General features: G+C 69.8%; 12 protein-coding genes. 8 read left to right on the top strand and 4 right to left on the bottom strand.

What is annotated here, in order from left to right; translation table 11 throughout:
• Positions 1-128: 128 nt before the first annotated feature.
• The 4 genes from D7X55_RS29545 to D7X55_RS29530 all read left to right on the top strand — a co-directional run bounded on the left by D7X55_RS29545 (position 129) and on the right by D7X55_RS29530 (position 3780).
• A complete protein-coding gene (locus D7X55_RS29545; protein WP_120548563.1) occupies positions 129-773 on the top strand; it encodes a hemerythrin domain-containing protein in 645 nt (214 codons plus the stop codon).
• Between the two features lie 130 nt (positions 774-903).
• The gene (locus tag D7X55_RS29540; RefSeq protein ID WP_121724813.1) at positions 904-1656 is read left to right on the top strand and encodes an SIMPL domain-containing protein; all 753 of its coding nucleotides are present in this window, start codon (positions 904-906) and stop codon (positions 1654-1656) included.
• A 225-nt stretch (positions 1657-1881) separates the two neighbouring features.
• Positions 1882-3021 carry a Tox-REase-5 domain-containing protein gene (locus D7X55_RS45550; protein ID WP_279637390.1) on the top strand — a complete coding sequence of 380 codons (1140 nt, stop codon included), beginning with the start codon at positions 1882-1884 and terminating at the stop codon, positions 3019-3021.
• 12 nt (positions 3022-3033) lie between these two features.
• A complete protein-coding gene (locus tag D7X55_RS29530; protein ID WP_120549697.1) occupies positions 3034-3780 on the top strand; it encodes an immunity 52 family protein in 747 nt (248 codons plus the stop codon).
• A gap of 1 nt (position 3781) precedes the next feature.
• On the opposite strand, the gene D7X55_RS29525 is transcribed toward D7X55_RS29530, so the two are convergent.
• Together D7X55_RS29525 and D7X55_RS29520 are read right to left on the bottom strand one after the other, a co-directional pair.
• Positions 3782-4408: an SCO family protein gene (locus D7X55_RS29525; protein WP_121724812.1), complete on the bottom strand. Its 627-nt coding sequence runs from the start codon at positions 4406-4408 to the stop codon at positions 3782-3784.
• 143 nt (positions 4409-4551) lie between these two features.
• Complete coding sequence (locus D7X55_RS29520) at positions 4552-4920, bottom strand: hypothetical protein (RefSeq protein ID WP_121724811.1); 369 nt, start codon at positions 4918-4920, stop codon at positions 4552-4554.
• An 89-nt stretch (positions 4921-5009) separates the two neighbouring features.
• Between D7X55_RS29520 and D7X55_RS29515 the strand changes: the two genes are divergently transcribed.
• On the top strand, positions 5010-5405 hold the full coding sequence (locus D7X55_RS29515; RefSeq protein ID WP_233610145.1) for a FixH family protein: 396 nt from the start codon (positions 5010-5012) through the stop codon (positions 5403-5405).
• Between the two features lie 6 nt (positions 5406-5411).
• Here the strand turns inward: D7X55_RS29515 and D7X55_RS29510 are convergent, their stop codons facing one another.
• Positions 5412-5852, bottom strand: coding sequence for a hypothetical protein (locus D7X55_RS29510; RefSeq protein WP_120549700.1), 441 nt, complete (start codon positions 5850-5852; stop codon positions 5412-5414).
• A 150-nt stretch (positions 5853-6002) separates the two neighbouring features.
• On the opposite strand from D7X55_RS29510, the gene D7X55_RS29505 reads away from it, so the two are divergent.
• Complete coding sequence (locus D7X55_RS29505; RefSeq protein WP_121724810.1) at positions 6003-6821, top strand: class III extradiol ring-cleavage dioxygenase; 819 nt, start codon at positions 6003-6005, stop codon at positions 6819-6821.
• Positions 6822-6824: 3 nt separating this feature from the next.
• On the opposite strand, the gene D7X55_RS29500 is transcribed toward D7X55_RS29505, so the two are convergent.
• Positions 6825-7541 carry a type 1 glutamine amidotransferase domain-containing protein gene (locus D7X55_RS29500; RefSeq protein ID WP_120549702.1) on the bottom strand — a complete coding sequence of 239 codons (717 nt, stop codon included), beginning with the start codon at positions 7539-7541 and terminating at the stop codon, positions 6825-6827.
• Between the two features lie 101 nt (positions 7542-7642).
• On the opposite strand from D7X55_RS29500, the gene D7X55_RS29495 reads away from it, so the two are divergent.
• Both D7X55_RS29495 and D7X55_RS29490 read left to right on the top strand, forming a co-directional pair.
• Positions 7643-8548 carry a LysR family transcriptional regulator gene (locus tag D7X55_RS29495; RefSeq protein WP_120549703.1) on the top strand — a complete coding sequence of 302 codons (906 nt, stop codon included), beginning with the start codon at positions 7643-7645 and terminating at the stop codon, positions 8546-8548.
• Positions 8549-8730: 182 nt separating this feature from the next.
• Positions 8731-9253 (top strand): hypothetical protein (locus D7X55_RS29490; RefSeq protein WP_147470256.1); only part of this gene is annotated, 523 nt, incomplete at its 3' end.

The raw sequence follows: 9253 nt of genomic DNA, 5'->3' as shown, positions 1-9253 counted from the left end.
GGGCACGGCCGGGAATCCATCCCCACCCTTCACTCCGTGCCGCGCTGCGCCAGGGCCACTTCGGGACCCGGGCGTCATGGCGAAGGGGGAGGCGCGGCCCCCCGATTCGACGCGAAGGGAGACGGCCCATGGATGCCATCACGTTGCTGAAGGCGGACCACAAGACGGTGGAGCAGCTGTTCCGCAAGTTCGAGAAGGCGGGCGACCACGCGCTGGCGCACAAGCGCAAGCTGGTGGACGAGATGGTGCGCGAGCTGTCCATCCACGCCGCCATCGAGGAGCAGGTCTTCTACCCGGCCGTGCGCGCGCGCTCGGAGGACCTGTCCCCGGACGTGCTGCGCTCGCTGGAGGAGCACCACGTGGTGAAGTGGGTGCTGTCGGAGCTGGACACGCTGCCCGCGGAGTCCGAGCGCTTCGACGCGAAGGTGCACGTGCTGATGGAGAACGTGCGCGCGCACGTCCTGGAGGAGGAGCAGTACCTCTTCCCGGAGGTGAAGAAGGCCTTCAAGCCGCAGGAGCTGCGGCAGGTGGGCGAGTCGCTGGAGCTGGCGAAGAAGGCCGCGCCCACGCACCCGCACCCGGCCGCGCCGGACACGCCGCCGGGCAACCTGCTGACGGGCGCGGTGGCGGCGATGATGGACATGGGGCGGGACGCGCTGCGCACCGCGCGCCGCAAGGCGGTGACCCAGGTGCGCAAGTCCGCGCCGCGTCCGCTGAAGAAGCCGCTGGAGTCCCTCATGTCCATGGATTCGGCGGGGGACTCGCTGCACTAGCCGAGCGTCCGGCGCCAGACGTCCCGGCCCTGGTGAATGTCCACCGGGGCCGGGGCGTCCTGAGGGACATGGGAGGCTTTCGCGCGGGAAGCGCGAAGGTCTTTTCCTCAGCCTTTGGGAAGGAGGCGCCATGTCCGCTGTTCGCAGGATGTTGACGACGTTGGTGGTGCTGGCGGGCTTCACGGCCGCGGCGCAGACGCAGGTTCCGCCGTCCGGCTCACCGCAGCCCCGGCCGCCCGTGGATTCGCAGGTGCGCACGTTGCGCGTGGAGGGCACGGGCGAGGTGAAGGCGCAGCCGGACGAGGCCTTCATCGACGTGGCGGTGGAGACGTCCGCCGCGAACGCGAAGGCGGCGGGTGAGGAGAACGCGAAGCGGATGGAGAAGGTGCTCGCGGCGCTCACCGGTGCGGGCATCGCGAAGCGGGACCTGCAGACGCGCAACTACAACGTCTATCCCGAGTACACGCCGGCGCCGCCGCAGGGCGGTGAGCCCAAGCTCAAGGGCTACCGGGTGAGCAACCTGGTGAGCGTCCACGTGACGGACCTGTCCAAGGTGGGGAGCCTGTTGGACAAGGCGCTGGCGGCGGGAGCGAACCGGGTGGACTCGGTGCGCTTCGGGCTGAGCCGGCAGGACGCGGTGCAGGGCGAGGCGCTGCGGCAAGCGGTGGCGCGGGCGCGCAAGTCCGCGGACGTGCTGGCCGCGTCGCTGAACGTGAAGCTGGGTTCGGTGCTGGACGCGAGCACGGTGACGGAAGCGCCGCGCCTGTACCCGGCCACCTTCGCCATGGACATGGCGGAGTCGCGCGCCGCGCCCATGACGCCCATCCAGCCGGAGGAGCAGACGGTGCAGGCGAAGGTGACGCTCATCTTCGCCATCCAGTAGGCCATGCGGGACACTCCAAGCCGGGATGCGGTCCTCCGCGTCCGGGCCTGGAGTGTCCTGATGCATGTGGAGGTCCTGCTGTGCTGCGCGTCGAGCGCCCCGTGGGAGAGGTGCTGACGCCCACGCAGGCGGAACGGCTGCTCGGAGTCCTCCTGCGAAAGCCCGTCACGCGGGACGCGGTGCCACCGCGGATGGTGGCGGGCTTCGTCCTGCGTGAGGTGCTGGATGGAGGACGGCGAAGCCACACGGGAGGAACTGTCGCGGCGGGTGGAGCGCTTCTCCCGGGAGCGGATCGCGGTGCTGCGCCCGGACGGCTATCTGGCATGGGCCCTCACTGGGCGCACGCAACAGAAGGTGGCGCCAGTTGAGTGGAAGGACGGTGCCTTCCGTGCGCATGGCTTCGAGCTGGGCCGCTTCTACAGCGGCAAGGGCGGCGTCTTCCGCTCCGTGGACGCGCAGTTCCAGGCCTCGGATTGGCGGCCCCTGGCCGAGGTGTACGACGACGCGGACGTCATCAGCCGCACCCTGGATGGAGCGGAAGACGCGTTCGTGGAGCTGTACCACGCGCTGGGACAACTGCTCACGCGTCCTGTGGACAGCATCGCGGGGCTGAGCAACCTGCCAACAGGCGTGGCGGCGCTCATCGCGGCTTCCCCCATGTACTGGGAGCGCTTCCAGTACATGACTCGTGGCGAGCAGATCCGCGAGGTGTCGCGGCTCACGACGGGCCTGCTCATGACTGGAGGCGCGGCTTCGGCCACGACGCGGGCGCTGAAGGGGATGGCGCTGGGCGCGGAAGTCTCGGCTCCGGTGCTCTCGCTGTCGGCGGAGGGCGCGCTGGCGTTGGAGCGCGTCGCGGTGCCAGCAGGGCGCGCGGCGGCGGCACTCAGCGGCGGCCCTGGGGCGGCCATCATCCTCCAGCGGGCGAACACGGCTTCGAAGGGAGGAGCACCTTCCCAGGGGCCGGGGCAGTGGGGCCCCGCGAAAGAGTCGATGTCCACGCGCGCCCGGCGCTACCAGGAGCAAATCACCGGGTACACGGCGGATGAAGCGTATTGGGTCGGTGGCGTGGGCCCGAACAGCGGAGGTGTGAAGTTCGATGGCTTCAAGGAGGGTGTACTACTGGAGGCCAAGGGCCCCGGGTACGCCAGGTTCTTTGATGAACTGGAGCCCAAGGAGTGGTTCCGCCATTCTGGGGCCAAGGACCTGATTGATCAGGCCGATCGACAGAGTAGGAAGCTTAGGGGCAGTGGAGTGCCCATCCGGTGGCACGTTGCGGAAAAGCGTGCCGCCGACGCAATGCGGAAGCTCCTTCAGGAAGCGGGAATCAAAGGGGTTGAAGTCGTCCACACTCCGGCACTTTAAAGAGGTTGTTTCGTGACCAGCACATCCACGCCAGAGAGCTACTCGGAGACTTACAATGCTTGCGCCTACTGGGGCTCACGCAAGGAGTCTCCCGAAGAGTGTGCCCGGCGGACAGCGGTATTCCTCAACCTCCTGGCCTCCTGTGATCCCTTCCTTGCCCATTGGTACAAGCCTGCAAGGTCACGGAAGGACGCGCTCAAGCATCCTCTGATGCCACCCGATGTTCCGACGCTGGCCGAGATTTTTCAGCGTGGGGTGAACCGCGAGAAGGGGGGGCCTGCTTTCGAGGATCTTGGCTTTAGCTTCTGGTTCGGGAACGGCGGGAGCGGGGCGGACAGCGTAGACCTGCGCATCAAGTGCGGCGACTACAGCGGTGCCAACCCCAATCACTGCGTGATGCCGCTTCCAAGAAGGGGGCCGAACGCGGACCGGATCGTTACGACTCCTGTCCTGGAAGGCATCGTGAGAGCGATGATTTCCGCCTGGGAGCCCGACTGGGCATTGGCAGGATCGACTACCTACAGGATGCAGTACCCGGAGCCAGACTCGGCGCCCTTCTCCCTGGGGTGGTTTACGTACCTCTCACTTCGCTTGGGCACAGTGCCGCCACTGCCGGCCCCCGTGCGCATCGAGCCTGTGGAGGACAGGGGCTCGTTGATCATCCTGACCCCCGAGCGCTTCACCGTGGCCAACCCGGACCACGTCGCGCTGGCGCGCCGCGTGCGCGAACTGTTGGTCCAAGCGGGGCTCATGCAGTGATTCACTCCGGCGCCAGCGCCAGCAGCGCGGCGTCCCGGAGCAGGGCTCCCAAGCCCCCTTCGCCCTCCGTGACACGGTAGTAGCCGCGGAGCTGTCCCCGCGCGTCCACGAGCACGAAGTGCTCGCCGTGGAAGACGCTGAAGAAATCATCCTCGCCCGCGTCGGCGTCGCGGCCCATCATCACGCGGAAGCCCTTCAGCACGGTCGTCTCCACCTGGTCCATCGGACCCGTCAGCAGCGTCCAGTTGGACGTGTCGATGCGGTGGTCGCGCGCATACGCCGTCAGCCGCTCCGGCGTGTCATGACGTGGATCCACGCTGAACGAGGCGAAGCGCAGGTCCAATCCCTGCTCCCGGGCCTGCCGCTGCACCCGCAGCATCTTCTCCGTGAGCAGCGGGCAGACCGTGGGGCAGCGGGTGAAGAAGAAGTCCGCCACGTAGAGATGACCGCGCATGTCGGCGTCGGAGAACGGCCGCCCCGTCTGCGCGGTCAGCTCGAAGCGCGGGACCGTGCCGTACTGGGGCAGGTTCTCCGCCGCGACACGCGCGCGCTCCCGTTGAACATAGGGCCACGCGGTGAAAAGTGACGCGATGACCAGCACTCCCGCGAACCAGAACAAGGGTTTCATAGAGGGGGACAGGAGCGCAGACAGCGCGCGTCCGTGATGACACGTTCAGAGGTGGAGAGGCCCTGGCTGGAGTCGTAGACGCCTCGGACCTGGAGGCGTTGATCCACCAGCAACACGAGATGCCCACGGTCCTGGAGCCGCCGTCAATCCGGGTGGAGCACCGTGGCGTCGCGCGACGTCGCGAGGACGATTCGAAGCGGGACGCCGTCCGCCTCCAGCTGCGCCTGGACCTGTCGCAGGGGCGCCAACGCGAACTGGACCAGGGAGAGCTGTCCACGAAGCTGCTCCGTCTCCAGCGGCTGACCCCGCGCATCGCGAAGGGTCAGCTCCGGCAGCGGGCCATACACCGGCGGCGGAACCTCCAGCTCCCACGACGCGTTCGAAGCGGGCGCCTCCGACCATGCGAAGTCCAGCACCAGCACGAGCGCCGCGCATGCGAGCACGGACACAACCAGCCCCGCGGCGCCCAGCACCACGAACATCCACGAACGGGGCTGGGCGGAAGAGGACATGACGGCGCACCCTCGCGCATTCCAGCCGCATGCGCGATGCGACACCTTGTCGCAGAACCCCGCCCGCCTTCTTCCGCTACACGGCAAGCATGATGAAGGCACTGCTTGTCGGAATGCTGTTGTGGGGCGCGGGACAGCTGAGCGCGCCCGCCACCGTGGGAACAGCGGCCAGCACCTCCGGGCGGATCCGCGTCGAGGTCCTCTCCCAGACGACACCGCTCCGAAGAGGTGTTCAGACGTTCCAGGTGCGGCTCGCCGACGCCACGTCGGGAAAGCCTGTGACCGGTGTCGTGCTGGCCGTCCAGCCCTGGATGCCCGCCATGGGCCACGGCATCTCCGACGTCCCCCGCGTCACCGCGAAAGACCCCGGGACCTACGAAATCTCCGACGCGGACCTCTTCATGCCCGGCGTCTGGGAGCTGCGCTTCACGCTGAAGGGGACGGTGGAGGACGCGGCGACCGTCACCCTCAAGCTGTCGCGGTAGGACCGCTCAGGCCTTGCTCGCGGCGCGAGGCATCAGGCCGCTGAACTCGTAGATGAACGCGCCGTTCTCCGTGACGTCCACGGTGCAGGCGCCGGCGCGGGAGAGCTCCTCGAGCACCTCCTTGGCCTCCGTGAACGACAGCTGCGTGCCCGCCGCGACCTCGGCGATGGTGACGCGGCCGCCGTGCGTCTGCGCGCAGGCGAGCACGGCCCGCTCGACGCCTCGGGAGTCCAGGGCGGGCCGCATGACAGGCGCATCCCTCAGTTCGGGCGGCAGCTTCGCGCGCCGCGCGGAACGAACCAGCGCCAGGCCTCCGAGGATGAAGACGGCGGCGATGATGAGCCCCGAGACCGTGTTCTCCGCGGTGCCGCTGATCAGCTTGTCGATCTCGATGCCAAAGCCAATGACGCCGAACGCGGCGAGCGCCCAGCCGATGATGCTCTTCATGCCACCGCCTTCGCGACGGGACCACCCATCCGTCCCCCAGCGGCGTTTCATGGCAGAAGCCGTCGTGCCCCGAGCGGACGGGCTGCTCCACTCCGAGTACGTTGGCGCGCCAGTCCGCCCGTGGAGTTGAATGGCCCCAGGAGAGCCGCCATGCCCACCGCCAATCCTTCCAGCCCGCGCCTGCCCGTCGTCTTCATCCCTCACGGAGGCGGCCCCTGGCCGTTCGTGGAGCTGGGCCTGCCGAAGGCGGAGGTCCAGGCGCTCGCGACGTACCTGGGCCAGGTGGGTCAGCGCCTCGCGACACCGCCGAAGGCGCTGCTCGTCATCTCCGCCCACTGGGAGGAGCGCGTACCCACGGTGATGACGTCCACCGCGCCGCCCATCCTGTATGACTACGGGGGCTTCCCGCCGGAGGCGTACCGCATCACCTGGCCTGCGCCGGGCCACCCCGGGCTCGCCGCGCGCGTGCGGGAGCTGCTCTCCGGCGCGGGCTTCTCCACGGCGGAGGACAGCGAGCGCGGCTACGACCACGGCACCTTCATCCCGCTGAAGCTCACGTACCCGGAGGCGGACATCCCCTGTGTGCAGCTTTCCCTGAAGCAGGGGCTGGACCCGGCGGAGCACCTGGCCATGGGCCGGGCGCTCGCGCCGCTTCGCGACGAGGGCGTGTTCATCATCGGCAGCGGGATGACGTTCCACAACCTGCGCGCCTTCGGAGACCCGCGCGCGCAGGACATCTCCGCGAAGTTCGACGCGTGGGTGCAGGACGCCGCCACCTCTCCCTCGGCCGAGCGCGACGCGAAGCTCACGCAGTGGACGCAGGCCCCCTACGCGCGGCTCGTCCATCCGCGCGAGGAGCACCTGCTCCCCTTGATGGTCGTCGCCGGTGCCGCCGGAGCGGACCGGGGCACCACCGCCTGGTCCGGCTCCATGATGGGAGCGCGCATCTCCGGCTTCCAGTTCGGCTGACCTTCAGCGCTTGGGGGCCGGGGCCTGCTTCTTCTCCGCCAGCGCCTTGAGGACCTCCTGCGCGGTGGCGGCCGAGGACGCCGGGTTCTGCCCCGTGACGAGCCGCCCGTCGCGCACCGTGAAGCTCTTCCACAGCGGGCCGGACTCGTAGCGCGCGCCCAGCTCGCGCATCCGGGTCTCCAGCGCGAAGGGGACGATGGCGTCGAACTTCGCCGCCTGCTCCTCCGCGTTGCTGAAGGCCGCCACGCGCTTGCCCGCCACCAGCGGCTTGCCGTCCGGTCCCTTCACGCCCACCAGCGCCGCCGGGCCGTGGCAGACCGCCGCCACCACCGCGCCTCGCGCGTAGCCCGCGGACAGCAGCTGGTGCGTGGGCGCGTGCTGGGACAGGTCCCACATGACGCCGTGCCCGCCCACCACGAAGTACGCGTCGTAGGTGTCCTTCACCTGCGCCAGCACCTTCGTGTTCGCCAGCTTCTTCGTCGCCTCGGCGTCCGCGAGGAAGGCGCGCGTGTCCTCCGTCTGCTCCTTCTCGCTGCGAGGGTCCACCGGCGCCTTGCCCCCCAGCGGCGAGGCGATGTCCACCTGGGCGCCTGCCTTCACGAACTGCTCGTACGGCGCGGCGAGCTCCTCCAACCAGAACCCCGTCTTCTCTCCGGTGTTCCCGAACTGCGAGTGGCTGGTGACGATGAGCAGGACCTTCACGGCGGTGAGCGCTTCCATGGGACGCCTCCTTCGAGCCCCACTCCCGTGGGGTGATGGGTGAGGAATACGTCCGCGCCGCCCCCAAGAAAACCGCGAGTCCCTTCACATAAACTGAAGCCATGCTTGGCAATCACGAAGCGCTCTGGACCCTGTGGGAGGTGAGCCGCGCGGGCACGCACGCGGCCGCCGCCGCGCGCCTGGGCATCACCGCCTCCGCCGTGGGCCAGCAGCTCAAGGCGCTGGAGCGGGACACCGGCGTGGCGTTGTTCGAACGGGTGGGGCGCAGGGCCCGGCTCACCCCGGCGGGGGCCGCGCTCGTCGCGAGGCTGGGCGAGCACCTGCCCGCGCTGGACGCGGCGCTGGAGGAGGCCTCCGAGGCCCAGCGCTCGGTGCGCGGAGAGGTCTCCATCGGTGGTCCCTGGCCCTTCTTCCGCTACTGGCTGCGGCCCCGCCTGCCGGGCCTGTTGGCGAAGCACCCGGAGCTGCGGCTGGACGTGCGCTTCGACGTGCCCAGCCGGGTGTCCCGGCTGCTGCTGGAAGGCGCGCTGGACCTGGGCATCCTCGGGCTGCTGCCGGACGCGCCGGGCCTGGAGGTCCATCCCGTGGCCCAGGAGGAGTTCGTGGCTGTCGGCGCGCCCGCGTACCTGAAGCGCTGGGGAACGCCGCGCGGGGCGAGGGACTACGGCGCGCACCGGTTCATCGCCTTCGACGCGGACCTGGCGATGCTGGCGCCGTGGTGGCGCGCCGCCTTCGGACCGAAGGAGCCCCTGCCGCCACAGGTGGTCTGCCGCGTCGCGAACCTGGATGAGATGCTGGCCCTGGTGGAGGCGGGCGTGGGGCTCGCGGTGCTGCCGGACTACCTGGTGGCGCCCGCAGTGCGGGAGAAGCGGGTTGTAACGCTCACGCCGGAGCCGGGCCGGCGCTCCACGCGGCGGCCTCGCGGGACGCTCTACGTCGCGTGGCGCAGGGCCGCCGCACCCACGGCCCGCTTCATGGCGGTGCGGGACTGGCTGCTGACGAAGTAGACCGGCCCGTGCGCGCCCGCCCGCCCTCCGGACAGGGGGCAGGCCCAGGCTCCAGCGCTCGTGGTTCCCCGCGGGACGGGGTGTCCCCATGTTTACCGGGGAGAGAGCGGGCCCGTGCCGCCATGGAGGGGGACTCCGTCGGGGAGCGGGCTCCTTTCGCACGATGCGGGAGGACGTGGCCAATGCGGAGAATGCGTGGGACGGCGTGCCTGCTGGTGCTGGGCCTGATGGGACTCGGAGGGTTGTCCGCGTGCAACGACGGCGGACTGGACCCGGATGAGCCCTCCGCGAAGCACCGAGAGGGACGCTCGGAGGTGCTGCGTGGGTTGATGGCCTCCAAGGAGACAGTGGACCCCAAGGCCCTGAAGAACGCGGGCGCGGAGGCGAAGGGCGCGCCGCCCCCCGCGCCGGCTCCGGAGGAAGGCACGGGCGGCTCCGGTCAGCAGCCGAGGCCCATGGGCTGGGCCGCGGGCCGCGTGTCCTGGGTGGGCGACGACGAGCTGCTCTTCGTGGACGGCCAGGGCCAGGAGCAGGAGGTCTACGTGGACGAGGCCACGCGGCTCAAGCGCGGCGACGAGAACGCCCAGCTGCACGACATCTCCGAGGGCGACGAGATCCGCGTCACCTACGAGGACCACGGCCAGGAGTGGATCGCCCGGGACGTGGAGGCAGTGCCCGTGGAGCCGGTGCCCGGCCCCGACCCCC

It is taken from the genome of Corallococcus sp. AB049A (assembly GCF_003668885.1).
GTDB lineage: Bacteria > Myxococcota > Myxococcia > Myxococcales > Myxococcaceae > Corallococcus > Corallococcus interemptor.
Note: the sequence above shows the minus strand (reverse complement) of the source record. Positions and strands in the feature narration are given on the sequence as shown.

Coding starts and splice junctions, on each gene's coding strand:
- D7X55_RS29545 (WP_120548563.1), top strand. CDS start 129: ATGGATGCCATCACGTTGCTGAAGGCGGACCACAAGACGGTGGAGCAG.
- D7X55_RS29540 (WP_121724813.1), top strand. CDS start 904: ATGTCCGCTGTTCGCAGGATGTTGACGACGTTGGTGGTGCTGGCGGGC.
- D7X55_RS45550 (WP_279637390.1), top strand. CDS start 1,882: ATGGAGGACGGCGAAGCCACACGGGAGGAACTGTCGCGGCGGGTGGAG.
- D7X55_RS29525 (WP_121724812.1), bottom strand. CDS start 4,408: ATGAAACCCTTGTTCTGGTTCGCGGGAGTGCTGGTCATCGCGTCACTT.
- D7X55_RS29520 (WP_121724811.1), bottom strand. CDS start 4,920: ATGTCCTCTTCCGCCCAGCCCCGTTCGTGGATGTTCGTGGTGCTGGGC.
- D7X55_RS29515 (WP_233610145.1), top strand. CDS start 5,010: ATGATGAAGGCACTGCTTGTCGGAATGCTGTTGTGGGGCGCGGGACAG.
- D7X55_RS29510 (WP_120549700.1), bottom strand. CDS start 5,852: ATGAAGAGCATCATCGGCTGGGCGCTCGCCGCGTTCGGCGTCATTGGC.
- D7X55_RS29505 (WP_121724810.1), top strand. CDS start 6,003: ATGCCCACCGCCAATCCTTCCAGCCCGCGCCTGCCCGTCGTCTTCATC.
- D7X55_RS29500 (WP_120549702.1), bottom strand. CDS start 7,541: ATGGAAGCGCTCACCGCCGTGAAGGTCCTGCTCATCGTCACCAGCCAC.
- D7X55_RS29495 (WP_120549703.1), top strand. CDS start 7,643: ATGCTTGGCAATCACGAAGCGCTCTGGACCCTGTGGGAGGTGAGCCGC.